Origin of the sequence: Streptomyces sp. NPDC004610 (assembly GCF_040609715.1) — a bacterium.
Taxonomy (GTDB): domain Bacteria; phylum Actinomycetota; class Actinomycetes; order Streptomycetales; family Streptomycetaceae; genus Streptomyces.
The window spans coordinates 191,929-213,016 of the sequence record NZ_JBEXLA010000015.1 but is presented as its reverse complement, the minus strand read 5'-3'; the positions used below and the strand labels follow the sequence as shown (position 1 = coordinate 213,016).

The 21,088-nt window shown below is 73.4% G+C and carries 20 protein-coding genes; 13 read left to right on the top strand and 7 right to left on the bottom strand.

From position 1 onward, the window contains the following. Nucleotides 1-154: 154 nt before the first annotated feature. Both ABZX40_RS19280 and ABZX40_RS19275 read right to left on the bottom strand, forming a co-directional pair. Nucleotides 155-799, bottom strand: coding sequence for a CatB-related O-acetyltransferase (locus ABZX40_RS19280; RefSeq protein WP_355739738.1), 645 nt, complete (start codon nucleotides 797-799; stop codon nucleotides 155-157). A 214-nt stretch (nucleotides 800-1,013) separates the two neighbouring features. Then, nucleotides 1,014-2,735, bottom strand: coding sequence for a GAF domain-containing sensor histidine kinase (locus ABZX40_RS19275; RefSeq protein WP_355739741.1), 1,722 nt, complete (start codon nucleotides 2,733-2,735; stop codon nucleotides 1,014-1,016). A gap of 359 nt (nucleotides 2,736-3,094) precedes the next feature. Here ABZX40_RS19275 and ABZX40_RS19270 point away from each other — a divergent pair, with 359 nt between their 5' ends. Continuing rightward, nucleotides 3,095-3,553 (top strand): pyridoxamine 5'-phosphate oxidase family protein, encoded by a 459-nt coding sequence (locus ABZX40_RS19270; protein WP_355739743.1) that lies wholly within the window; start codon nucleotides 3,095-3,097, stop codon nucleotides 3,551-3,553. A 15-nt stretch (nucleotides 3,554-3,568) separates the two neighbouring features. Here ABZX40_RS19270 and ABZX40_RS19265 read toward each other — a convergent pair whose 3' ends face one another. Both ABZX40_RS19265 and ABZX40_RS19260 read right to left on the bottom strand, forming a co-directional pair. Then, a complete protein-coding gene (locus ABZX40_RS19265) occupies nucleotides 3,569-4,240 on the bottom strand; it encodes a universal stress protein (RefSeq protein WP_355739745.1) in 672 nt (223 codons plus the stop codon). 191 nt (nucleotides 4,241-4,431) lie between these two features. Continuing rightward, the gene (locus ABZX40_RS19260) at nucleotides 4,432-5,094 is read right to left on the bottom strand and encodes a pyridoxamine 5'-phosphate oxidase family protein (RefSeq protein ID WP_355739748.1); all 663 of its coding nucleotides are present in this window, start codon (nucleotides 5,092-5,094) and stop codon (nucleotides 4,432-4,434) included. 339 nt (nucleotides 5,095-5,433) lie between these two features. Here ABZX40_RS19260 and ABZX40_RS19255 point away from each other — a divergent pair, with 339 nt between their 5' ends. Continuing rightward, nucleotides 5,434-5,850, top strand: a complete 417-nt coding sequence (locus ABZX40_RS19255; protein ID WP_355739751.1) for an STAS domain-containing protein — start codon at nucleotides 5,434-5,436, stop codon at nucleotides 5,848-5,850. A gap of 102 nt (nucleotides 5,851-5,952) precedes the next feature. Continuing rightward, entirely contained in the window at nucleotides 5,953-6,735 is a 783-nt protein-coding gene (gene ppk2 / locus ABZX40_RS19250) for a polyphosphate kinase 2 (RefSeq protein WP_355740082.1), read from the top strand. Nucleotides 6,736-6,742: 7 nt separating this feature from the next. On the opposite strand, the gene ABZX40_RS19245 is transcribed toward ppk2, so the two are convergent. After that, nucleotides 6,743-7,621 carry a universal stress protein gene (locus tag ABZX40_RS19245; protein WP_355740084.1) on the bottom strand — a complete coding sequence of 293 codons (879 nt, stop codon included), beginning with the start codon at nucleotides 7,619-7,621 and terminating at the stop codon, nucleotides 6,743-6,745. A 257-nt stretch (nucleotides 7,622-7,878) separates the two neighbouring features. Next, nucleotides 7,879-8,475, bottom strand: a complete 597-nt coding sequence (locus tag ABZX40_RS19240; RefSeq protein WP_355739753.1) for a hypothetical protein — start codon at nucleotides 8,473-8,475, stop codon at nucleotides 7,879-7,881. Between the two features lie 286 nt (nucleotides 8,476-8,761). Between ABZX40_RS19240 and ABZX40_RS19235 the strand changes: the two genes are divergently transcribed. The 3 genes from ABZX40_RS19235 to ABZX40_RS19225 all read left to right on the top strand — a co-directional run bounded on the left by ABZX40_RS19235 (nucleotide 8,762) and on the right by ABZX40_RS19225 (nucleotide 10,874). Further along, entirely contained in the window at nucleotides 8,762-9,226 is a 465-nt protein-coding gene (locus ABZX40_RS19235) for a cyclic nucleotide-binding domain-containing protein (RefSeq protein WP_355739756.1), read from the top strand. A 98-nt stretch (nucleotides 9,227-9,324) separates the two neighbouring features. Beyond that, the gene (locus tag ABZX40_RS19230; protein WP_355740086.1) at nucleotides 9,325-9,969 is read left to right on the top strand and encodes a CBS domain-containing protein; all 645 of its coding nucleotides are present in this window, start codon (nucleotides 9,325-9,327) and stop codon (nucleotides 9,967-9,969) included. Between the two features lie 194 nt (nucleotides 9,970-10,163). Continuing rightward, the gene (locus ABZX40_RS19225) at nucleotides 10,164-10,874 is read left to right on the top strand and encodes a response regulator transcription factor (RefSeq protein WP_355739759.1); all 711 of its coding nucleotides are present in this window, start codon (nucleotides 10,164-10,166) and stop codon (nucleotides 10,872-10,874) included. Between the two features lie 41 nt (nucleotides 10,875-10,915). Here ABZX40_RS19225 and ABZX40_RS19220 read toward each other — a convergent pair whose 3' ends face one another. Further along, a complete protein-coding gene (locus tag ABZX40_RS19220) occupies nucleotides 10,916-12,145 on the bottom strand; it encodes a cytochrome P450 (protein WP_355739761.1) in 1,230 nt (409 codons plus the stop codon). A gap of 513 nt (nucleotides 12,146-12,658) precedes the next feature. On the opposite strand from ABZX40_RS19220, the gene ABZX40_RS19215 reads away from it, so the two are divergent. The 7 genes from ABZX40_RS19215 (at nucleotide 12,659) to ABZX40_RS19185 (ending at nucleotide 21,080) form a co-directional block, all read left to right on the top strand. Next, nucleotides 12,659-13,936 carry a tryptophan dimethylallyltransferase family protein gene (locus tag ABZX40_RS19215; RefSeq protein ID WP_355739763.1) on the top strand — a complete coding sequence of 426 codons (1,278 nt, stop codon included), beginning with the start codon at nucleotides 12,659-12,661 and terminating at the stop codon, nucleotides 13,934-13,936. A 1-nt stretch (nucleotide 13,937) separates the two neighbouring features. Next, on the top strand, nucleotides 13,938-14,747 hold the full coding sequence (locus ABZX40_RS19210) for a class I SAM-dependent methyltransferase (protein WP_355739766.1): 810 nt from the start codon (nucleotides 13,938-13,940) through the stop codon (nucleotides 14,745-14,747). A 214-nt stretch (nucleotides 14,748-14,961) separates the two neighbouring features. Continuing rightward, on the top strand, nucleotides 14,962-16,056 hold the full coding sequence (locus tag ABZX40_RS19205) for a substrate-binding domain-containing protein (protein ID WP_355739769.1): 1,095 nt from the start codon (nucleotides 14,962-14,964) through the stop codon (nucleotides 16,054-16,056). A 109-nt stretch (nucleotides 16,057-16,165) separates the two neighbouring features. Further along, complete coding sequence (locus ABZX40_RS19200) at nucleotides 16,166-17,254, top strand: mandelate racemase/muconate lactonizing enzyme family protein (RefSeq protein ID WP_355739772.1); 1,089 nt, start codon at nucleotides 16,166-16,168, stop codon at nucleotides 17,252-17,254. Next, nucleotides 17,251-18,321 (top strand): ABC transporter permease, encoded by a 1,071-nt coding sequence (locus ABZX40_RS19195; protein WP_355739774.1) that lies wholly within the window; start codon nucleotides 17,251-17,253, stop codon nucleotides 18,319-18,321. Before ABZX40_RS19200 ends, ABZX40_RS19195 begins: the two co-directional genes overlap by 4 nt. 84 nt (nucleotides 18,322-18,405) lie before the next feature. Then, nucleotides 18,406-19,491: an ABC transporter permease gene (locus tag ABZX40_RS19190; RefSeq protein WP_355739777.1), complete on the top strand. Its 1,086-nt coding sequence runs from the start codon at nucleotides 18,406-18,408 to the stop codon at nucleotides 19,489-19,491. Beyond that, nucleotides 19,488-21,080, top strand: coding sequence for a sugar ABC transporter ATP-binding protein (locus ABZX40_RS19185; protein ID WP_355739779.1), 1,593 nt, complete (start codon nucleotides 19,488-19,490; stop codon nucleotides 21,078-21,080). The genes ABZX40_RS19190 and ABZX40_RS19185 overlap by 4 nt, the downstream gene beginning before the upstream one ends. The last annotated feature ends 8 nt before the right edge of the window (nucleotides 21,081-21,088 follow it).

Genomic DNA, 21,088 nt, shown 5'->3' with positions numbered 1-21,088 from the left:
CTCAACTCTCTCGCCGACTACCTCACCAAAGTCGGAACCGCCGGCCAGCAAACAGGCCAGAACTAACCCTCAGGATTTCCGGCGCATCACACTAGTGCCGCAGCAGGCAACGTTCGCCCCGTCAGTCCTCGCGTGGTGTTCCTGAGAGGTCGGCTCAGGTTCGGGGGGCGATCTTTTCGAGGGCGTCGATGGTGCCGGACATGATGGCCCGGATGTGTTCCGTGATGTGCTCCGCGGGCCAGTCCCACCAGGCCAGGGCGAGCAGGCGGGCGATCTCGTCGTCGTTGTAGCGGGTGCGGATGAGGCCGGCGGGGTTGCCGCCGACGATGCCGTAGTCGGGGACGTCGTCCACGACCACGGCGCCGGAGGCGATGATCGCGCCGTGTCCGATGCGGACTCCGGGCATGACCATGGTGTTGTAGCCGAACCAGACGTCGTTTCCGACGACTGTGTCGCCTTTGCCCGGCAGCCCGGTGAGCAGGTCGAAGTGCTCGGCCCAGGAGCCACCCATGATGGGGAAGGGGAACGTGGAGGGGCCGTCCATGCGGTGGTTGGCGCCGTTCATGATGAACCGCACTCCGGTGCCCAGCGCGCAGAACTTCCCGATGACCAGTTTCTCCGGGCCATAGTGGTAAAGGACGTTGCGGGTCTCGAACGCGGTCGGATCCTCCGGGTCGTCGTAGTAGGAGTACTCCCCGACCTCGATCAGCGGCGAGGTCACCAGCGGCTTCAGCAGGACCACCCGCGGCTGATCGGGGAACGGGTGGAGCACCGTCGGGTCAGCGGGAAGGCGGTTCATGGCAGTCGCTTTCGGTCGGCGGTCAGCAGTCAGCGGCGGGGGGCGGATGTCGCCCTGCGTGCATGATGCACGGCTGCTCCGGAGCAGTGCCATCGAGTTCCTGCCCCGGGCCCCGCACACGCAGAGCGTTCTGTGGCCGTGAGCGGGCACACAAGCGCGTACGGGTACGGGAGGGAGATCGATGACGACGAGGGAGGAAGGAACCCCGAAGACCTCAGGGCAGCGGGGCCCTCCAGTCCACCTGCGTGCCGCCCTTCTCCGGCGTCGTGATGGCCAGCGTGCCGCCCAGCGAACGGGCCCGTTCCCGCATGTTGTTCAGGCCGCTGCGGCGGCCCTTCGCCGGGATGCCCACCCCGTCGTCCGTGACCGTCAGGCGGACCTCTCCGGACGCCGCCGTCAGGGCCACGTCGACCCGCGCCGCACGCGCGTGACGGGCGACGTTGGTGAGCGCCTCGGAGAGGACCGCCACCACATGGTCGGCGGTCTCGCGCGGTACGTCCGTGTCGACCAGGCCCTCCATCCGCACGCTCGGCGCGAAGCCCAGGACCGGTGCCGCCTCGCCGACCACCCGGACCGCGCGGGCGCGCAACCCCCCGCCGGTGGTGCCCTCGCGGGCGCGCAGGCCGAAGATGGTGGAGCGGATGATCTTGATGGTTTCGTCCAGGTCGTCCACCGCCCGCGCCACCCGCTCCGACGCCTCCGCGTGCTCGATGAAGCGGCCCGCGCTCTGAAGGGTCATACCGGTCGCGAAGAGCCGCTGGATGGCGAGGTCGTGCAGGTCGCGGGCGATGCGGTCGCGGTCCTTGAGGACGGCGACCTCCTCGGCGTCCCGGCGCCGCTCGGCGAGTTCCATCGCGACGGCGGCCTGCGCGGCGAAGCCCTGGAGGGGTTCGATCTCGGTGGCCGTGAAAACCGTCCGGCCTGATTCGCGCAGGAGGAGCAGGACCCCGCGCACCCCGTCCTCGCCGGTGCCGACCGGGACGGCGACGGCGGGGCCGAGACCGGCCGCGCGCAGGGAGGGGGCGGCGACCCGGTCGTCGTCGCCCACATCGGGGCTGGTCACCGGGGCTACGCGGGTGAACGCCTCGCCGATCAGGCCGGTGTCGGCGGGGACGACCAGGCCGCGCACCGCGTCCGCCTCGGGGCCCAGGGCGAGTTCCACGCCGAGCGCGTCGGTGTCCTCCATGGGCATCGCCACCACCGCGAGCGCCGCGCCCATGATGTCCCGGGCCCGCCCGGCGATCAGCCGCAGCACCTCGCCCCGCTCACCGCCGGACATCAGACTGTGCGTGATCTCCGCGGTGGCCCGCAGCCAGCGTTCCCGCAGCCGGGACTCCTCGTACAGCCGGGCGTTGTCGATGGCGACCCCGGCGGCGACGGCGAGGGTGGAGGTGACGGCGACGTCCTCCTCGTCGAACTGGGCGCCGCCCCGCTTCTCGGTCAGGTACAGATTGCCGAAGACCTGGTCGCGGACCCGGATGGGGACGCCGAGGAAGGTGTTCATCGGGGGATGGTTGGGCGGGAAGCCGTACGACGCCGGGTGCGCGGAGAGTTTGGTCAGGCGCAGCGGCTCGGGGTTGCGGATCAGTTCGCCGAGGATGCCGTGGCCCTCGGGGTAGTGGCCGATCCGGGCGATCTCGTCCTCGGCAACACCGACGGTGTGGAACGCGGAGAGGCGGCGCCCGTCGGGGCCGATCACCCCGAGCGCCGCATACTCGGCGTCGACCAGGGCGGCGGCGGCCTCCACGATGCTGCGCAGGGCCTGCTCCAGATCGAGTTCCCGGCCCACCGAGAGGACCGCCTCCAGCAGGCTGTGCACCCGGTCCCGGGTGCCACGGGCGGCGTCGATCCTGGCCTGGAGCTCCTCCAGCAGTTCGTCCAGCCGCAGCTGCGGCAGACGTACCCGCGCTTCCCAGGACTCGTCGGGGCTTGCCACCTGCTTCTCTCCTCGGTCTCGGTCTCGGTCTCGGTATTCCGTGTTGCGGGCGGCGACCTGCGGGAACCGGGCGCCCCGGACACGCCCACCGTAACCGTCCCCCGGCTCCGGGCACCGCCCCTTGGGCCGGTCGGCCCTGGTGCCGGGGAAGGTCAGCACCTCCCGGCACGGCCCCGCGCGTCCGACCCTGGTGCTGCGCCGTGGCCGAGGACCGACCGGCGCGACCCGTCGAACAGTCGACCCGTCGACCCGTCGACCCGTCGACCCGTCGACCCGTCGACCCGTCGAGCAGTCGAGCAGTCGAGCAGTCGAGCAGTCGAGCAGTCGAGCAGTCGAGCAGTCGAGCCTAGGAGCACGTCATGGTCCGATACGTGAACCCCGCCCCGGCGGCGGCTGCCGGTCCGCGTCGCCGGGTGGAGATCCCGGCCGAGGAGGCGCTGCGGCTGCTGGGCGGGGTGTCGCTGGGCCGGATCGTCTTCACCCGGCACGCGCTGCCGACCGTCCGCCCGGTCAACCATGTCCTGGACGACGGTGACATCGTGCTGCGCACCCATGACGGCGCCGCCCTCACCTCCCAGGCCCAGGGCGCCGGTACCCCCGGGGTGGTCGTCGCCTACGAGGCGGACGCCCTGGACCCGGACACCCACCTCGGCTGGAGCGTGGTCGTCACCGGGTACGCCCGGCTGGTCACGGACCCCGCCGACCTCGCCCGCTACCACCGGCTGATCCATCCCTGGGTGGACCAGGAGATGTCCCAGACGGTCCGGATCCACCCGGACCTGGTGACCGGGGTACGCCTGGTGGCCGACCCCGGCTGAGGGAGGGGCAAGGAATCAGGCGCTTGCCGGGACGAAGACCACCGGGCAGTGCGCGTGGTGCAGCAGCGCGTGGGCCACGGGGCCGGGGCGTCCTGCGCGGGTGGCCGCCACCACGACGGCGGTGGTGCGGGTCGCGTCCACCAGCGGGTGCGGGCGGGGGATCCCGCCGACGGGGCGCGGACGGCGGGCGGCCGGGTGCAGCACCCGCAGCCGGGCGGTACGACGCTCGGCCTCCCCCAGGGCGTAGACGGCGGCGTCGGCGTCGGTGTCCCGCTCCAGGGCGAGCAGTACGTCCCGGCGCCGGTCCCGGCGCAGCGCCCCGCGCACCACCATCAGCGGGCCGCCCGCGCGGGCGACGAGCCTCGGGGCGACCGCCCCGCACACGAACCCTGCGAGCGCCCCCAGCCCCCGCGAGCCGATCACCGTGAGGACGGCGGCCTCGCTCTCCCGGGCCAGGACCCCCACCGGGTCCCCCTCGGCGGCGCCCACCTCCACCGGCACCCCGGGGCAGCGGGCCCGCAGCCGGGACACCGCGTGCGCGAGCACCGGCCCGGCCTCGTCCCGGTCCGGCACGGCGTACACCACCCTCACCGCGCACCCGAACCGGACGGCCTCCTCGGCGGCCCGGTCCAGGGCCCGCACCGAAGCGAGCGATCCGTCCACCCCGACCACGACCCGGTACGTCATGCCGTGCCCCTTCCCTCACCCCGGCGACCGCCCGGCGCTCCGGGCCCCTTCCCGGCCCGATGCTCGCGCCGCCCGCCGCTCCCCCGGCAGACGCCGGTGAGCACCCGCCGCCCCGGCCGACCGGCCCTTTGTCCCGGGACGTTCGGCCCTGGGGAGGGGGTGAGGGGGGAAAGCCCGGTGAGGGAGAGACCTCAGACGCTGATCCGGCGTCCCGTGATCACCGCCGGGTCCACGCTGATCCACAGGTCCCGGTCGCCGCCCGCCCAGGGCGCGGTGTGGGCGTCGGCGTCGAGGCGGGTGATCTCGTCGGGGTCGGTGACCTCGCGGGCGTCGCCGCGGACCAGGACGGACCAGCCCCGGCTGAAGGCGTCGTCGATCCGGTCGACCTCGAAGGCGACCCGGTGCCCGGCGGCGAGCGCCGGGGTGGTGCCGGGGGCGGTGCGGTAGACCACGGCACCGCCGACGACGCTGTAGTTGACCGGCACGACCACCGGCCCGGTGTCGGTGGGCAGGGCGATCCGGCCGACGCCGTGGCTGCCGAGCAGGGTGCGGCTCTCGGTCTCGCCGAGTTCGCCGAACTCCGCCGTCCGGGACGCCTCTTCGAGACCGGGCGGCAGATCGGCGGTGCCGCCGGTGAGGTCGGGGACGGTGGTCTCCAGGGCTCCGGCGAGCCCGAGCAGGGTGCCACGGTCGGGGGCGGCGCCGGGGTGCTCCTCCAGATAGCGGACGTAGCTGGCCGCCATGCCGGCCCGGTCGGCCACGTCGTCCCGGGTCAGGCCGAGCTGGGCGCGCCGGGTGGCGAGGCGGCGGCCCAGATCGCCCAGGGGCCGTTCGTCCCTCTCGGGTCCCGACATCGCGCTCACGCTCCTTTTGCCCGGATATTCAGCCGTACGTCCATAGTGGACGAGATGGCCCTACCGTGCGTTGGCCATCCGGCCAGGGGTGGGATGCGGATGCGTCTGCCGGGTGCCTGTCCGATGCGGGGTGCGGGTCCGTGGGTGGTTCTCGCGCAGTTCCCCGCGCCCCTAAAGGGGCGTCCCCGCTCCGTCCCTCAAGGGGCGCTGGGGGTACCCCTGCGCGACCAGCCACCGGCCACCCGCACCCCTCCCCGCCCCTGGGGGACCCACCCGGCACCACAAAACAGGCCCGACCGGCCCTACCCCCACCCCACCCCCCGCCGCTTCCCTTGGTACATGTCCGAGAACGCCAGGAGGCCCACACCCCCGCCGCCCCCGGTCCGCACCGTCGGCGGGACGACCGTCGTCGCCCTGTACGGCGAGATCGACCTCGCGACCGCACCACCCCTCGCGGCCCGCCTGGACGCCCTCGCGTCGGCCCCGTACCCGGATCTGGTGCTCGATCTGCGCCCGGTGTCGTTCATCGACTGCACCGGACTGGGCGTGCTGTGCCGTACCCGGAAGCGGGTCCGGGCCCGGCAGGGCCGGTTGCGGCTGATCGCCGGGGGCCGCCACTTTCTGCGGGTGCTGCGCGCCGTCCGGCTCGACGGGGTCTTCGAGATCCACCCCGAGCTGCCCCCGGAGCTGGACCGCCCGATCACCCGACCGATCACCGGGCCGGGGTGCGCGGAACAGCGCAAGAACGTAGCGTGACCCCCTGGTGTCGATCAGGGGAGCGGAGGCGCGGTGGGCGGCGACAAGCAGCGGCAGCGGGACCGGCAGCAGAACCGGCAGCGGGGGAAGAAGCCGAAGAAGGTGCCCCGGGAGGCGTACGAAGCGGAGCTGCTGCGGCTCCAGACGGAGCTGATCAAGCTCCAGGAGTGGGTGCGCACGACCGGCGCCCGCCTGGTCGTGGTCTTCGAGGGGCGGGACGCGGCCGGCAAGGGCGGCACCATCAAGCGGGTCTCCGAGCATCTCAACCCCCGGGTCGCCCGGATCGCCGCGCTGCCCAAGCCGACCGAGCGCCAGCGCACTCAGTGGTACTTCCAGCGGTACGTGGAGCACCTGCCGGCCGCCGGGGAGATCGTGCTGTTCGACCGGTCCTGGTACAACCGCGCCGGTGTCGAGCACGTCATGGGCTTCTGCACCAAGGAGGAGTACCAGCTCTTCCTCCGCCAGTGCCCGATCTTCGAGCGGATGCTCGTGGAGGACGGCATCCTGCTGCGCAAGTACTGGTTCTCGGTGAGCGACACCGAGCAGCAGGAGCGGTTCCGCAAGCGGCTGGAGGACCCGCTGCGGCGCTGGAAGCTCTCCCCGATGGATCTGGAGTCGCTGACCCGCTGGGAGGCGTACTCCCGGGCCAAGGACGAGATGCTGGTGCACACCGACATCACCGAGGCGCCCTGGTTCGTGGTCGAGTCCGACGACAAGCGCCGGGCGCGGCTGAACATGATCGCCCATCTGCTGGACTCGGTGCCGTACCACGAGGTGCCGCCGCCGGTCCTGGAACTGCCCGACCGCCCGCCGTCCACCGGCTACGAGCGCCCGCCGCGCGATCTCCAGACCTACGTCCCGGACCACGCGGCGAGCCTCTTCTAGAGCTTCCTCAGCCCCGCTCGGGCACCACGACCACCGGGCAGGGCGCGTGATGCAGCACCCGGTGGGCCACCCGGCCCAGCTGGAGCCCGAAGCTGCGGGGGCGCCGCTTCGCGCCGACCACCACGAGGTCGGCGTCCGTCGCGGCGTCCACCAGCACACTCCGGGCCGGGCCCTCAACCGTACGGCGGCGGATCTCGGGGCCGGGGGCGCCGTCCGGGAAGTCCTTGAGCGCCGTCTGCACCGCCTCGTCCAGTTCCCGGGCCGCCCGCTCCGCGCGGTGCCGGGCGGACTCCCCGGCCAGCGCCGCCGGGCTCGGGCTGCCCTGCGCGGGCGCCCGCCAGGCCCGTACCGCCTCCAGGACCGCGCCCCGGCGGCGGGCCTCGTCCGCGGCGAAGCGCAGGGCCTCGGTGGACTCGGCGCCGACACCGACCACGATCCGGCCGTGCGGCCTGGTGGCCGGTTCGCCGCGCGCCACCAGCACCGGGCAGTGCGCGTGCCCGGCCACGGTCAGGCTGACCGAGCCGAGCAGCGCCTCGGACAGCCCGCTGCGGCCCCGGCTGCCGGTGACCAGCAGCGACGCGTTGCGGCTCTCCCGTACGAGTGCGTACTCGGGCTCCTCGGGCACGGTGTCCGCGTGCACCCGCAGCCCGGGGTGACGCTGCCGGGCGCGGTGGGCGGCGGACTCCACGATGTCCTGGGCCAGTACCGACTCGGCGGGGGTGCCGCCGAGGCCGTCGGCCAGGGCGGTGCCCTCGTAGCGCTCCCAGAGCGAGGCGTACACCACCCGCAGCTCCGTGGCGCGCAGGGCGGCCTCCTCGGCGGCCCGGTCCAGCGCGCGCAGCGCGGGCTCGGAGCCGTCCACTCCGACCACCACGGGCAGTTCCATGACGTTCATCGCCCTTCCATTCCTTCGGGGATCTCGCGGAGTTCTCGCGGGATCTCGCGGGATCTCGCTCTCTCCAGCGTGGGGTGCGCGGTGGCGGTCCGCGAGGGGCCGAGCGTCCTCACCGGGGGCCACTCGGCCCTGGGGGGTGTCTCGGCTCGCCCGGCGGGGGTGGCGCGCCTCGCCCGGAGGGTCTCCGCTCGCCCGGGGGGTATCGCGCCTCGCCCGGGGAATGTCTCCGCTCGCCCGGGGAGTGCCGCTCACCGCAGCCACGGCAGCGCGCGGATCCCCGGGAGCCGGGCCCAGCGGTCGCCGAGGCCGAGGGCGGTGCCGGAGGGGAGGACGGCGAGGGTGATCAGAACGAGGACGTAGACGAGGTGGTAGTCGGCGAAGGGGTTGCTCGACATGCTCGGTGAGCCGTCGGAGAGCTGCCGCCCGGGGGGCCATTCCGCGAGCCACATCAGCGCCATCATCACGCTCCCGGCCAGCGCGGCGCACCGCAGGGCCACCCCGGCGACCAGGGCGACGCCGATGCCGAGCAGGCCCGGCATGAACAGCCAGTCCGCCCAGGCGTCCCCGGCCCAGCCGTGGAACGTGGACTCCAGCGGGCCGGCGCTCACCGAGCCGAGGAACCCGGCGGTCGGGGAACCGCCGTCGAGCCAGCCCTTGCCGGAGGGGGTGGCGTAGCCGAGGCCGAAGGTCTTGTCGAGGAACGCCCAGAGGAAGACGAACCCGGTGATCAGGCGCAGGACGGCGAGGACGTATCCCTGCGCGGGGGAGAGGGCCGGGGCGGCGGGGGTCCGCGGGCTGCGGCCGGGACGGATGCGGTGCGGGTGCGGCTGCTGGTGGACGGCCATGGCGGTGTCCCTTCGGGAGGGCTGCGAGGGGGTCGCTGCCCGGCGCCCCCACTGTCGTGCGGGCCGCCGCCGGGCCGCCGGATGCCGGACGGGCCCTCGCACCGGAGCCGGGCGGCCCGCCTTTCGCGTGCCGAACGGCCCGGCCGCCGGGCCGGGCGGCCCCTGCCCGCCCCGCCCCCTTGCCGCGCACCCTGGGGAACACCCGGGGACGGGGGAACGGCGCCGCCACCCTCCCCTCTCACCTCACTCCACCTCACTCCACCCCACCTCGCGTCGGGAGGCAACGATGACCGCCACCGCCACGCCCAGCATGCTCCGCGCGCTCCGGGTCGATCACCGGCAGCGGTTGATGGACACCGCCCGGGAGGTGTCCTTCCCCCAGGGCACCCGGCTCTTCGAGGAGGGCGGTCACGCCGACCGGTTCTGGCTCATCCGCACCGGCACCGTCGAACTCGATCTGCATGTCCCCGGCGGCCGGGCCGCCGTCATCGAGACCCTGCGCCACAACGAACTCGTCGGCTGGTCCTGGCTGTTCACCCCGCATGTGTGGCAGCTGGGCGCGGAGGCCACCACCCCGGTCCGGGCATACGAGTTCGACGCCACCGCCGTCCGCGCGATGTGCGACGAGGACGCCGTGCTCGGGCAGGCGGTCGCCCAGTGGGTCGGCGCTGTCCTGGCCCACCGGCTGCACGCGGCCCGCACCCGGCTGCTGGACCTGTACGGGCCCTACGGCGCCGGGCACCGGACCTGAAGGGGCGGCGGGACGGGATGTACGAGGTGCAGGAGGTGCACGGGAGGCACGAGATGTACGGGACGCACAGGACGCACGAGACGCACAGGACGCACGGGATGTACGGGACGTACGGCATCTCATGGACCGTCCGCGATGTCATGACCCGGTCGGTCGTGGCGGTCGGTCCCGACGCCGGTTTCAAGGAGATCGTGCGGCTGCTGCACGGCCACGGGGTCGGCGCGCTGCCGGTGGTGGCCGGGAACGGCCGGGTCGTCGGGGTGGTGTCCGAGGCGGATCTGCTGCCGAAGGAGGAGTTCCGCGACAGCGACCCGGACCGGCGTACCCGGCTGAGCCGGCTGTCCGATCTGGCGAAGGCGGGCGGCGTGCGGGCCGGTGAGCTGATGACGGCGCCCGCGCTGACCGTCGCGCCGGGCGCGACCCTCGCGGAGGCGGCCCGGGTGATGGCCCGGTCGGGGGTGCGACGGCTGCCGGTGGTCGACGGGCGGGGCGTCCTGGTGGGGGTGGTGGGCCGCGGTGATCTGCTGACGGTGTTCCTGCGGGACGACGAGGAGATCGCCGAGCAGGTGCGGCGGGAGATCGTGGCGTATCTGTTCCCCCTGCCGGACTCGGCCGTCCGGGTCGAGGTGCGCGAGGGCGCGGTCACCCTCGGCGGGCGGGTCCGGGACACCTCGCTGATCCCGGTGGCGGCCCGGCTGATCCGGGCGGTGGAGGGGGTCGTGGACGTCGATTTCACGCCCTGAGCCCTCCCTGAGCCCTCCCTGAGCCCGTCCCGGCGGTCCGTCTCGCACCGCCGAATGGGGCCGGTCGGCCCTGGTGCGTACGGCCCCGGCGCGCGATCATCGGCAGTGCAGCCCCGTGCCGAGCCGCGGCGCGGCCGGGTCACGGGGAGCCCGCAGCCCGCCGGCGACCGGGGAACGCCACACGAGGGGTCGTCATGCCCGACACACGCACCTTCACCGAGCAGCACCCGATCCGGGTGTTCCTGCTGGACGACCATGAAGTCGTACGACGGGGTCTGACCGATCTGCTGGACGCCGAACCGGACATCTCGGTGGTCGGCGACGCCGACAGCGCGGCCCACGCCCTGGCCAGGGGCCCGGCGCTGCGACCCCATGTGGCGGTGCTGGACGTGCGGCTGCCGGACGGCGACGGGATCACCGTCTGCCGGGAGCTGCGCAGCCAGATGCCGGAGCTGGCCTGTCTGATGCTGACCTCGTTCGACGACGAGGACGCCCTGCTGGACGCGATCATGGCCGGGGCCTCGGGCTATGTCCTCAAGCAGATCAGGGGCTCGGACCTGATCTCGGCGGTCCGCACAGTGGCCTCCGGGCAGTCCATGCTGGACCCGGCGACCACCGCGCGGCTGATGCGCTCGCTGCGCGCGGATCCGGCTCAGAGCCCGGCCGTGGCGCCGGAGCTGGCCGGGCTGTCGCCGCGCGAGCGGGAGATCCTCGCCCTGATCGGGGACGGGCTCACCAACCGGGAGATCGGCAAGAAGCTGTATCTCTCCGAGAAGACCATCAAGAACCACATCTCCCGGCTGCTGGCCAAGCTGGGTGTCCAGCGCCGGGTCCAGGCGGCGGTGCTGGCCTCGCAGCTGGACCAGCCGGGGACGTCCGGGCCGGGAGAGCGGCCCTCGCGCTGAGCGCTGGCCCCGGCCCGGCTACCCGCGCCAACAGCATCCGGCTACCCGGCGGGCGGCCCGAGGTGCACCGGCAGCTCCCGGTGGCCGTTGCTGAGCATGGAGCCGAGGGGGGCCAGCCGTCCGGCGGGGACGGCGAGGCGCAGGGCGGGATAGCGGCCGAAGAGCTGGCGGAGCAGTTCGGCGACCTCCATCCGGGCCAGCGGCGCCCCCAGGCAGAAGTGCACCCCGTGGCCGAAGGCCAGGTGTTCCTTGTCGCCGCGGGTGACGTCGAAGAGGTCCGCGTCGGGGCCGTGCCAGCCGGGGTGGCGGTTGGCGGCGCCGAGGGCCGGGAGGATGGCCTCGCCCTTGGGTATGGTCGGCCCGCCGGGGAGCGCGATGTCCCGGACGGCGAAGCGCAGCGGCACCATGCGGATGGCCGGGGTGAGCCGCAGGGTCTCCTCGACCACGTCCGGCCAGCCCGCCTCGCCCGCGCGGACCCGGTCGAGGGCGCCGGGATGGGTGAGCAGCGCGGTGATGGCCTCGTCGATGACATTGACCGTCGTCTCGTACCCGGCGCCGATCATCAGGATCAGGGTGTCGCGCAGTTCCAGGTCGGTGAAGCCGCCGCCGGTCTCCTCGTCGTGGGTGGCGATGAGCAGCGAGGTCATGTCGGCGCCGGGCGCGGCGCGTTTGGCGGTGACGATCCGGTCGGCGAGGGCGATGAAGTGTGCGCTGTTGGCGGCGGCCTCCTCCTGGGTGAGGGTGGTGTCGAAGATGCCGTCGACCACCTGGCGGAACCGCCGGCTCTCCGTGTCGGGGACGCCGAGGAGATGGCTGAGCAGGGTGATGGGCAGCGGGTAGGCGAGCCGTTCGCGCAGATCGACGGGGCCGTCCCCGGCGTCGGCCGCGAGGTCGTCGATCAGATCGGAGACGATCCGGCGGACGACCGGGGCGAGGTCCGCTATGCGGCGGGCGCTGAACGCGGGGGCGATCATCCGGCGCAGCCTGCGGTGGTCGCCGCCGTACGCGGTGAACATGTTCTTGACGGCTATCCACAGGGCGAGGGGCCAGGTGGCGACGGCCTCGGGGTAGCGGGGCCAGTGGGCGCGGCCGTCCTTGGAGACATCCGGGCCGGTGAGCAGGTGCTTGAGCAGGGCGGGGTCGGCGACCGACCACGCGGTGACGCCGAGGAGGTCGACGCGGGTGGCGGGGGCGCCGGAGCGCAGGGCTCGGTACTCGCTCCACCAGTCGATGCCGTGGGGGTCCAGGACGAGGGGGGAACTCTCGGACATGTGGGGGGCTCCTGGATCGTTGGCCGGTCCGTGCGGACCGGCGGTTCGGACGAGCCGGAACGACTGAGGGGGACTCTGCCCAGCGGCCCCGCGACGCAAGGGCCGCCCCGGGCGTCCCGGCCGATTCGGACCGAAAGCGGACCCCTTCGGGCAGGAGCCGGACGCTCCGCCTCCGTTCCCTTTCACCGCGCCCCCGATTCGCTCCCTTCGCACCCGCCTTCTCCCTTACCGGGCGCGGGATACCGCGCTGTCCGGGCCGCGTCGAGCGGTATCGGATCGCCTCTTCCATTCTGCCTCTTCGGGCGATTCCCGGGGACCGGTCCGACGGTTTGAAAGGCGGGGCGCCCGCTCATCCCGGGTGGCTTGAATCGCGCTCTTGATCCCGGGGCGCCGACCCCCTTCCGAGGGCCGTCCTCCCCGGTCATACTCCCGGAACGCAGCAACCGGACCAGGTGGTCCGGCGTGAATCGATCGCAGCACCGGCCGTGTTCCGGGCCGGGAGAGGTGGCTCCGGTGACCCTTGCGCAATTCCTCGATGAGGCGCCCGCCCCGGCGCTTTTCCACGCCCCCGAAAAAACGTTCACTCAGTTTCTCGGGGAGAAATGGGAAACCATCTGCCGCGGACTGGATCCGACGGACGGAGAACGTGCGGGAAAGGGGCTCCCGCCCACCGGCGAGGACGGGGAGCGGGACATCCGGAACGCCCTGCGGGACCTCGCGGAACTGCTACGCCCCTGGGGGGACCGGCCGATCGGGTCGCGCTGCCCGGCGCCGTCCTTCGTCGCGGCCGACGGCTTCCCCGCCGAACTCTCGGTCAGCTGGCGCGGCGCCCGCCCCGAGGTCCGGGTGCTGTTCGAGTCACTGGGCACCGACCCGACCCCGTACGGCTGCCAGGAGGCCGGGCGGCGGCTCACCCGACGGCTGGCCCGGCGGCCCGGTACGGACATCGCCCGCTGTCTGCGCGTCGAGGAACTGTTCCTCTCCCCCGCCCCCGAGCCCGGCCGCCCCACCATCTGGCACTCCCTGGCCCGGCGCCCCGGGGAACAGCCCCGGTACAAGGTGTACTTCAATCCGCAGGCCCAGGGCCGCGACCGCGCCGCCGAGGTGGTGGGCGAGGCCATGGGCCGGCTGGGACTGGCCGCCGCCTGGGCACCGGTGGGCCGCCGCGCCGGTGAACTGGCCCGGCGCGGGCACGAGCTGGAGTTCTTCGCCCTGGACCTGACCGGCGGCGACTCGGCCCGGGTGAAGGTCTACTTCCGCCATCACGCCCTGGCCATCGAGGAACTGGACACCGTGGCGGCGCTGGCCCGGCACCACGACCCGGAACGGGCCGCCCGCGCGCGGGCCCTGATCTACGGCCGGGACAGCGGGACCGTGCACAACGAGCCGATGACCTGTCTGGCGTTCCGGGCGGGCGCGGGCACCATCGGATCCTCCGCCGGGTCGTCCACCGGGTCGTCCACCGGGTTCTCGTCCAGGTCCTCCACCGGGTCGTCCACCGGTTCCTCCTCCGGCCTCTCCGCCGGTCCCGACGAGGCCAATCTGTATCTGCGGCTGCCGGGCAACACCCTCACCGACACCGAGGCCACCGCGCGGATCACCCGGCTGATGCGGCTGGAGGGCGTCGACCCGCGCCCGTACGCCGGGATGGTGCGGCGGCTGACGACGGGGCTGCCGGCCGGTGCGGGCGGACTCCAGGAACTGTGCAGTTTCCGGACCACCGGGGCGGGAGTGCCCGCCGACATCGGGGTCTATCTCCGGTTCGGCGTCTATGACACCCCGGGAGCCTGAGATGCCCCCCGGACCCGACACCGCGCAGCCCCCGGCGCACGGCTCCTATGTCCACGGCTACACGCCCCGGGAGCAGCGACGGCTCATCGAGCAGGGCGAGTTCTGGAAGCACCGGCTCATCCTGGACGGTACGGAACTGCCGCCCGGCACCCGGCTGCTCGACGTCGGCTGCGGCGCGGGCGCGGTCCTGGGGGTGCTCGGCGACGCCTTCCCCGGGCTCCGGCTGCACGGGGTGGACATCGCACCGGCGCAGATCGCCTTCGCCCGCTCCTACCTGGACGCCCGGGGAACACCCGCCGCGCTCTGCACGGCCGACGCGCGCCGACTGCCGTTCCCGGACGCCTCCTTCGACCGGGTCTGGATGATGTGGACCCTGGAGCATCTGACCGAGGACGGCGCGCTGCGGGCGCTCCGGGAGGCCCGGCGGGTGCTGGTGCCGGGCGGCGGGATCACCGTCGTCGAGGTGGACTACGGCACCATCCGGGTGGCCCCCGCGACCCCCGCCGTACGGGCCGCGCTCACCGCGATGGTGGCGGCCATGTGCGCCCATGGGCGGAGCGACGCGGGCACCCAGCTCTGGGGCTGGCTGGAGGAGACCGGCTTCTCCGGGATCCGTCCCGGCGAACGCCTGTGCGCCTTCCGGGGCGCCGAGGCCCCGCCGGTCGCCCACTACTTCGCCGACGCCCTGGAGGCGACCCTCGGCGGCGGCCCGGAAGAGCCCACCCTGCGCCGGGCCCTGACGGAGCTTCGGTCACCGGGCCCCGACACCTGGCTCCGCTCGGTGATCCACAAGGCCACCGCGACGGCCTGACCCCCCCCCAGACCCCACCAGGACATTTCCTATACGATCTCACCCCCTCCCCCTCGACCCCAACCACCCACGAGCCGTCACTCCCAACCCCCTCACCACCCGGCCAACACACCCACCCTCCCGTCACACCCCTTGACGCGCACCCACCCCCGCCTCCACGATCGCGGCATCGATTTCCTATCTGATTCCGTCCTCGATCGCGCAGGGGTGGCAGATGCGCTTCCCGATCAGATCCGTACTGCCCGGTGTCCTCGCGGTCGCGCTGCTGGCCTCCGGGTCGGCCGCGTGCACCTACCGCAACGCGCCCGACCCGGCGGCCGGCGCCACCGCCCCGGCCGCCCGGACCGGCGGCGGCGGAGCCGAGATCGCGGACGGCTCCGGGACCCGGGTCGCCCTCGTACCGGGCGGCGCCCACCCGTACTTCCAGCCCTGGAAGGCGGCCGTCACCGAGGCGGGGACGACCTACGGGCTCGGCGAGGTCACCTTCGACGAGACGGCCGAGTGGGACCAGCAGAAGCAGAACAATCTGCTGTCCACGCTCGCCGCCCGCGGCTTCAACGCCTTCGGGGTGTTCGGGGTGTCCCCCACCGACATCAACACCACCTTCGCCGACCTCAAGGGCCAGGGCTTCGCCGTGGCCTCGCTGGGCTCCTGCCCGGCCGGTGACACCGACGAGGCGGACTTCTGCCTCTCCACCGATGTCGAACTCGCCGCCTACCGGGCCGCGCAGGCCGCGATCGAGGCGATGGGCGGCCGGGGCACCCTGGTCCATCTCACCGGCAACAACGTCGACGCCAACACCCAGCTCCGGATCAAGGGTGTCACCCGGGCCGTGGACGAGACCGGCGGCGCGGTCGAGTTGCTCCAGACGATCACGGACATCGACAAGGACCTCCAGACCGCGCAGAAGGCGGTCTCCGACCTGATGGCGGCCAAGGGCGGCCAGGTCCAGGGCATCGTCGCCACCGCCTACAACCCGGCGGTCGCCGCCGCCGACGCGGTCCAGGCGTCCGGCTCCCGGGCGAAGGTGGTCGCCATCGACGACGACGCCAAGATCCTCGGCGCGATCGAGGACGGCACGGTCGCCGCCACCGTCGTACAGAACCCGGTCGGCCAGGCCGAGGTGGGGACCTGGGCGCTGACGCTGCTCCAGACCGGGCAGTGCACCGTGCGCGAGCCGGGGGTGAAGGTGGACTCGGGGTCGTTCGTCGTGGACCGGGCGAACGCCGCCGACTACGACACGGCACGACGGGCCAAGACCGAGCAGCTCAGGGCACGGTTCGCCGACGAACTCCTCGACTGCGGCTGACCCCCCCTCCCTCCCCCACGGCAGACGAACCGACGTACCGACGGGCAAACGAACAAACGAGCAAACGAACAAGCGAGCCGACGAGCCGACGACAGAGAGCGGACCCCACATGACCATCATCACCACCGCGACCGCCCGCCTGGTCGACATCGCCGTCGAGACCGACCGCACGGACGCCGTCCAGTCCTTCGTCACCCAGGAGACGGTCCTGGTCGACCTGGTCACCGACGACGGCTCGACCGGCACCGGCTACGCCTACACCATCGGCACCGGCGGCTCCTCCGTCCTCGCCCTGCTCCGCGACCATCTGCTGCCCGCCCTCACCGGACAGGACGCGCGGGGCGTGGAGGCGCTGTGGCAGCGGCTGTTCGGACTGACCCGGGCCACCACCACCGGCGCCCTCACCTCCCTCGCGCTCGCCGCCGTCGACACCGCGCTGTGGGACGTACGGTGCAAGCGGGCCGGGGAGCCGCTGTGGCGGCTGGCGGGCGGGCACCGCCAGGAGGTGCCGGTGTACGACACCGAGGGCGGCTGGCTGCATCTGGGCACCGAGGACCTGGTCAAGAGCGCCGTACGGGCCCGCGAGGCGGGATGGGCCGGTGTCAAGATCAAGGTGGGCCGCCCGCACCCGGCGGAGGACGCCGAACGGCTGCGCGCGGTCCGGGAGGCGGTCGGCCCGGCGCTGCACATCATGACCGACGCCAACCAGTCGCAGTCGGCGTCCTCGGCGCTGCGGCTGGCGGCGGCCCTGGAGCCGTACGACCCGTACTGGCTGGAGGAGCCGCTGCCCGCCGACGACCTCGGCGGCCATGCGCGGCTGGCGCGGGCGACCCGGATCCCGATCGCCGTCGGTGAGTCGATGTACGCGCCGATGCAGTTCCGCGGCTATCTGGAGGCGGGCGCCGCCTCGGTCGTCCAGGTCGACGCGGCCCGGATCGGTGGGATCACCCCCTGGCTGAAGGTCGCGCATCTCGCCGAGACCCACAATGTGATGGTCTGCCCGCACTTCCTGATGGAGCTGCATGTCAGCCTGGCGGCGGCGGTGCCCAATGGGCGGTACGTGGAGTACATCCCGCAGTTGCGGGCGGTGACCCGGACCGAGCTGACCATCCGGGACGGCCTGGCGGTCGCCCCCGACACCCCGGGCATCGGCATCGACTGGGACCAGGACGCCCTGGACGACCGGAGGGTGGCATGACCACCCCGGTCACCGAACCGCCGGACACGGCGGCGGACCGGCCCCCGGGGACCCGGCGGCGGCTGCCGTTCCGGGTGAACCAGCGGCTGGGGCTGCTGGTGCTGGTGATCGGGCTCGCGGCGCTCTTCGGGGCGCTGCGCCCGGCGTTCCTGGACGAGCGGCTGGTGCTGTTCCCGCTGCTGCGGGACGTGTCCACGCTGACCGTGGTGGCGCTGGCCCAGCTGGTGGCGTTGTCGGTCGGTCATATGAATCTGGCGGTGGGCCGGATGGCGGCCTTCGGGGCGCTGTTCGCGGGCCTGGGCTATGACCGGCTGGGGGTGCCGATGCCGGTCGGGCTGCTGATGTGCCTGGCGGCGGGGGCGGCGATCGGGGCGCTCACCGGGTGGCTGATCGCCCGGACCGGGGTGAGTTCGTTCGTCGTCACCCTCGCCATGGACTTCGCGCTGCTGGGGCTGGTGTCGCTGCTGTACTCGGCGCTCACCGAGGACGCCGCCTTCACCGCCCGCCCCGCCGGGATCGACGAACTGCGCTCCTACTCGCTCGCGGACATCTGCGTCGGCCCGCCCTGCGGCTCCCCGGCGATCCCGCAACTCGCCCAGTTCACCCTGCTCGCCATGGCCGGACTGGGCTTGCTGTACGCCGGTACGCGACTGGGCCGGGAGCTGCTGCTGACCGGCGCCAACCCGGCCGCCGCCGAGCTGTCCGGCATCCCCACCGGGCGCCGGATCGTGCTGGCCCACACCCTGTCGGGACTGCTGGCGGCGCTCGCCGGGTTCATGGCGGCGGTCGGCACGGGCACCTTCCGGGCCTCGATCGGCGACGACTTCATGCTGCCGTCGTTCCTGGGCGCGGTGCTCGGCGGCACCCTGCTGACCGGCGGGGTGGTGTCGGTGCTGGGCACCCTGCTGGGGACCGCGCTGGTCGGGGTGATCCGCAAGGGCCTCGATCTGCTCGGCGTCGGCCTGGAGAGCCTCAACATCTACCTCGGCGGCATCCTGCTGCTGGCCCTGTCGACGGACCGGATCCGGGCGGCGGCTTCCTCTCGCAAGGCGGTGCGGTCCATATGACCCAGATCCTGCCGGGCCCCACGAAGGCGGTGCGGTCCATATGACCCAGATCCTGCCGGGCCCCACGAAGGCGGTGCGGTCCACATGAACCCGCTGAACCGACTGAACCGGCTGAGTCAACTCCTCCCGGACCCCGCGAAGACGGTCCCGGCCCTGCGCCGCTTCTCCCGCTCCACCGCCGCCCTGCTGCTCGCGGTGGTCGTCGCCGGGGCGCTGGCGCTGGGGGCGGCGTCCTCGGGGTCGTTCTTCGAGGGCCCCTCGGTGCGGGTCTTCCTCCAGTACCTGGCGACGCCGATCCTGATCGGACTGGCCCAGCTGGTGGCCCTGTGCGTGGGGCAGCTCAACCTCGCGGTGGGCGCGCTGGGCGGGTTCACCGCCTGTCTGATGGGTGTCCTGATGGCCGATCAGGGGGTACCGGCACCGATCGCCGTGACCCTGGGCCTGGCCACCGCCACCCTGATCGGCCTGCTGACCGGGATCGTCATCGTGGCCACCCGCATCAACGGCTTCCTCGTCACCCTCGCCACGATGACGATCCTGCTGGGCGCCCAGTACCGCCTGACCGGCACCCGCACCGTCGACGGCTACTCCCCCGCCCTGCGCGACCTCGGCCGGGCGGCGCCGCTGAACATCCCGCTGGTGTTCGTCGCCGCGCTCGCGGTGGCGGTGCTGCTCGCCGGGTTCATGTACCGCACGGTGGCCGGGCGACGGCTGCTCGCGGCGGGCGGCAACCCGCTGGCCGCCCGGCTGTCCGGGATCTCCACCGACCGGCAGATCGTCGTCGCCCACACCCTGTCCGGGCTGCTGACCGGGGTGGCCGCGGTGGTCGCCACGGCATCGCTGCCCGGCGTCAACCGCTCGGTCGGCGGGGACTGGCTGCTGCCCAGCTTCGCCGCGCCGATCATCGGCGGGGTGGCGCTGACCGGCGGTTCCATCGCGGTGGCCGGGACGGTGCTGGCGGCGTTCGTGACCCGGCTGATCGATGCCGCGCGGGCCCAGTTCTCGCTGGACCCGAGCTGGGTGAACCTGCTGATCGGGCTGGTGGTCCTCGGCACGGTCGCCGGAGGGCAGCTGCACCGGGGCCGGGTCGCGGCGCGGCAGGACGGCGACAGGATCCCGCCGAGGGACGAAGGCCCCCGACCCCTGACCCCCGCGGGAGGCACCCCATGAGCCCCGACAGCCCCGAGACCGCCGATACTCCCGATACCCCCGCCACCTCCCGGCCCCCGGACGTCCTCCTCGACTGCCGTGCCCTGGTGAAGGTGTTCCCCGGGGTCCGGGCCCTGGACGGCGTCGGGCTGCGGCTGACCGCCGGGAGCGTGCATGCCCTGCTCGGGGAGAACGGCGCCGGGAAGTCCACCCTCATCAAGGTCCTCACCGGCGTCCACACCCCCGACGGCGGCACCCTGACCTGGCGGGGCGAACCCGTCCACCTCCGCTCCCCGCTGGACGCCATCCGCACCGGGATCGGCGTCGTCCACCAGGAGCGCAATCTGATCCCCGGTTTCTCGGTCGCCGAGAACATCACCCTGCAACGGCCCCCGTCGCGGCGCGGGCTGCTGGACCGCGCGGCGATGACCGGACCCGCCCTGGCCGCGCTCGGCGAGCTGGGCGTCGACCTCGATCCGCACCGCCCGGTGCGGGAACTGTCGGTCGCCCAGCAGCAGTTGGTGGAGATCGCCAAGGCCCTGCACACCGAGAGCCGGGTGCTGCTGCTGGACGAGCCCACCGCGTCGCTGTCCCCGCAGGAGACGGAGGGCCTCTTCGCGGTGGTCCGCAGGCTCGCGGCGCGCGGCACCTGTGTGGTGTTCGTCAGCCACAAACTGGAGGAGGTCTTCGCCCTCTGCGACACCGTCACCGTGCTGCGCGACGGCCGGTCGGTCCTGGAGTCGGCGCCGCTGGCCGGGCACGGCCACGACGACATCGTCGGCCTGATGGTCGGCCGCGCCCACACCGCAGGTGAGATGCGTCCGCGCACGGTCGACCGCTCGGCGCCCCCGGCACTCGCGCTCGACCGGGTCCGCACCGCGGGCGGCCACCGGGACATCACCCTCACCGTCCGGCCCGGCGAGATCGTCGGGCTGTACGGGCTGGTCGGCGCCGGGCGCAGCGAGCTGGCGCGGGCGGTGCTGGGCCTGGACCGGATCACCGGCGGCGAGATCCGGGTGCACGGCCGCCCGGCCCGGATCACCTCCCCGCGCCAGGCGCTGCACTCGTACGGCATCGGATATGTCACCGAGAACCGCAAGGAGGAGGGCGTCTTCCTGGAGCAGTCCGTGGTCCGCAACATCACGGTGACGGTGTGGCGGCGGCTGGCCCGCGCGCTCGGGTACGTCCCCGCGCGCGAGGAACGCGCCATCGCGCGGGACCTGGTGGAGCGGCTCGGCATCCGGATCGCGGGGCTGGACCAGCGCGCGGGCGAGCTGTCCGGCGGGAACCAGCAGAAGGTGAGCCTCGCCAAGTGGCTGGCCGCCGACACCCGGTTGCTGGTCGTCGACGAACCGACGGTCGGGGTGGATGTGCGGACCAAGCGGGCCTTCCACGAACTGCTCTGGGACCTCGCCCGCGACGGACTCCCGATCCTTCTCATCAGCAGCGATCTCACGGAGACGGTGACCCTCGCCGACCGGATCGTGGTCATGACCGGCCACCGGATCCGCGGCGAGGTGGACAACGACCGGGACTACGACCGGATGAGCGGCCGGGTGATCCGGCTGATCCACGACCGGGGGAGGGCCGCCGGGCACTTTATGGAGTGACCGGGACG

What these genes read in the sequence shown, in the direction of transcription:
- ABZX40_RS19280 (WP_355739738.1), bottom strand. Translation starts at nt 799, where the DNA reads ATGAACCGCCTTCCCGCTGACCCGACGGTGCTCCACCCGTTCCCCGAT.
- ABZX40_RS19270 (WP_355739743.1), top strand. Translation starts at nt 3,095, where the DNA reads ATGGTCCGATACGTGAACCCCGCCCCGGCGGCGGCTGCCGGTCCGCGT.
- ABZX40_RS19265 (WP_355739745.1), bottom strand. Translation starts at nt 4,240, where the DNA reads ATGACGTACCGGGTCGTGGTCGGGGTGGACGGATCGCTCGCTTCGGTG.
- ABZX40_RS19260 (WP_355739748.1), bottom strand. Translation starts at nt 5,094, where the DNA reads ATGTCGGGACCCGAGAGGGACGAACGGCCCCTGGGCGATCTGGGCCGC.
- ABZX40_RS19255 (WP_355739751.1), top strand. Translation starts at nt 5,434, where the DNA reads ATGTCCGAGAACGCCAGGAGGCCCACACCCCCGCCGCCCCCGGTCCGC.
- ABZX40_RS19245 (WP_355740084.1), bottom strand. Translation starts at nt 7,621, where the DNA reads ATGGAACTGCCCGTGGTGGTCGGAGTGGACGGCTCCGAGCCCGCGCTG.
- ABZX40_RS19240 (WP_355739753.1), bottom strand. Translation starts at nt 8,475, where the DNA reads ATGGCCGTCCACCAGCAGCCGCACCCGCACCGCATCCGTCCCGGCCGC.
- ABZX40_RS19235 (WP_355739756.1), top strand. Translation starts at nt 8,762, where the DNA reads ATGACCGCCACCGCCACGCCCAGCATGCTCCGCGCGCTCCGGGTCGAT.
- ABZX40_RS19230 (WP_355740086.1), top strand. Translation starts at nt 9,325, where the DNA reads ATGTACGGGACGTACGGCATCTCATGGACCGTCCGCGATGTCATGACC.
- ABZX40_RS19225 (WP_355739759.1), top strand. Translation starts at nt 10,164, where the DNA reads ATGCCCGACACACGCACCTTCACCGAGCAGCACCCGATCCGGGTGTTC.
- ABZX40_RS19220 (WP_355739761.1), bottom strand. Translation starts at nt 12,145, where the DNA reads ATGTCCGAGAGTTCCCCCCTCGTCCTGGACCCCCACGGCATCGACTGG.
- ABZX40_RS19210 (WP_355739766.1), top strand. Translation starts at nt 13,938, where the DNA reads ATGCCCCCCGGACCCGACACCGCGCAGCCCCCGGCGCACGGCTCCTAT.
- ABZX40_RS19205 (WP_355739769.1), top strand. Translation starts at nt 14,962, where the DNA reads ATGCGCTTCCCGATCAGATCCGTACTGCCCGGTGTCCTCGCGGTCGCG.
- ABZX40_RS19200 (WP_355739772.1), top strand. Translation starts at nt 16,166, where the DNA reads ATGACCATCATCACCACCGCGACCGCCCGCCTGGTCGACATCGCCGTC.
- ABZX40_RS19195 (WP_355739774.1), top strand. Translation starts at nt 17,251, where the DNA reads ATGACCACCCCGGTCACCGAACCGCCGGACACGGCGGCGGACCGGCCC.
- ABZX40_RS19190 (WP_355739777.1), top strand. Translation starts at nt 18,406, where the DNA reads ATGAACCCGCTGAACCGACTGAACCGGCTGAGTCAACTCCTCCCGGAC.
- ABZX40_RS19185 (WP_355739779.1), top strand. Translation starts at nt 19,488, where the DNA reads ATGAGCCCCGACAGCCCCGAGACCGCCGATACTCCCGATACCCCCGCC.